The organism is Falcatimonas sp. MSJ-15 (assembly GCF_018918265.1).
In the GTDB taxonomy this organism is placed as follows: Bacteria; Bacillota; Clostridia; order Lachnospirales; family Lachnospiraceae; genus Falcatimonas.
Genome location: NZ_JAHLQC010000054.1, coordinates 1 through 1544 on the forward strand (window position 1 = coordinate 1; position 1544 = coordinate 1544).

Annotated in this window: 1 protein-coding gene; it reads left to right on the top strand. The window is 31.4% G+C overall.

The genetic code is table 11. From position 1 onward, the window contains the following. Nucleotides 1-681 precede the first annotated feature (681 nt). Nucleotides 682-1542 carry an Rpn family recombination-promoting nuclease/putative transposase gene (locus tag KQI85_RS16280; protein ID WP_216577070.1) on the top strand — a complete coding sequence of 287 codons (861 nt, stop codon included), beginning with the start codon at nucleotides 682-684 and terminating at the stop codon, nucleotides 1540-1542. The last annotated feature ends 2 nt before the right edge of the window (nucleotides 1543-1544 follow it).

A 1544-nucleotide genomic window follows, 5' to 3' on the forward strand; every position in this document is an offset into this window, starting at 1 on the left:
ATGAGTGTTGTGCTAAACATAGTAATATAATGTGCATGATGTCTGGAATATACTACTGTATTTAATATAAGATGGAATCTTTGATATTATAATACATATAGTATTATCGAGAATTATTCCCAACTTTGAATCATACTAAACTGAACCATATTATTATTATATGTATGATTCTGCTTCTACAAAGTGTATAAAGATGTATCAAGTCTTTAATTCATTACATATTTGTATGCTGTCTATACACTTTCTTCTTTCATGCATGATTTACAGATTAGCATTGTATTATATAGCAAACATCTATTTATTTTCTATAATGTATTGTGCCATGATGGTTGGAGTATTGATTATTGATATTCATTTCTTATATCTAATCTAATTCAATCGGAACCGATATCCTAATTTTATATCACATCTACAATTAATAATTAAATTACATTTAAGGCATTCTCAATTGATGGGAGTGCCTTTATTTTTTATGGCTTAAATAACTCTTAGCTTAGAGTGCCTTAAGTTAAAAAAATCAGAAACAAAAGTTCGAGAATGAGTTTGAATATTTTTCTGCATGTGTTATACTATAGATAGAAGAAACTATAAATAGAAACGCTATAGTATGTATGGTACAAATAGAAGCACTATAATATATAGCAAAAATAGAAATACGAAATAAGGACAAAAGATTTTATTATGGCTAAACGATTTAAAGATTACTCAGAACTTACATTTACAGATGATTTCATGTTCTGTAAGGTAATGTCAACCAACTTAGATTTATGCAAAGAGGTACTTGAACTGATACTTAACATGAATATCAGCAGAATTGAACTTGCCGAAAGTCAGAAGGCTTTTGACATAACTGCTCCTGCAAAGAGTATAAGACTTGATGTGTACGTCACCGGTGACAGCAATACTGTATATGATGTTGAGATGCAGACAACACTTGCAACCGACCTGCCAAAGCGAACACGCTACTATCAAGGAATGATTGACCTTAACCTTATTGAGAAGGGAAGTCTGTACAGAGAACTTAAGAAGACATATATAATATTTATATGCCTAGAGAATCCATTTAAGGAAAGCGGTAAAAACCTACCGATATATACATTTGAAAATATATGTCTGCAGGATAACGAGATAAAACTTAAAGATGATGCATACAAAGTAATTATTAATGCTGCTGGTGACAGAGATAATCTCTCTGATAATATGTGTGCATTTCTTGATTACCTGCAGGGAAAAGACGCAGAAAGTGAGCTGACAAAAGCTATTGAAAAGTCAGTCGATAAAGCTATCGAAAGAAGTGATTGGAGGGTTGAGTATATGACACTGAATGCGAAAATTATGGAAGAACGTGCTGAGGCTCGTGAAGAAGGGCGAGAAGAGGAACGCATCAAGAATATTTTAACCATGATATCAATTTTAAAAGGATTTGGAATTCAGGATTCTAAGATAATTGAACAGATATCCGAACGATTCGGTATAACACTTGATGAAACCTATAAATATCTTGATAAATATTATGAAGAGGAAAATAAAACCAACTCATAAAT

Excerpts from the sequence above, each read along its gene's own strand:
- KQI85_RS16280 (WP_216577070.1), top strand. The coding sequence starts at position 682 with ATGGCTAAACGATTTAAAGATTACTCAGAACTTACATTTACAGATGAT.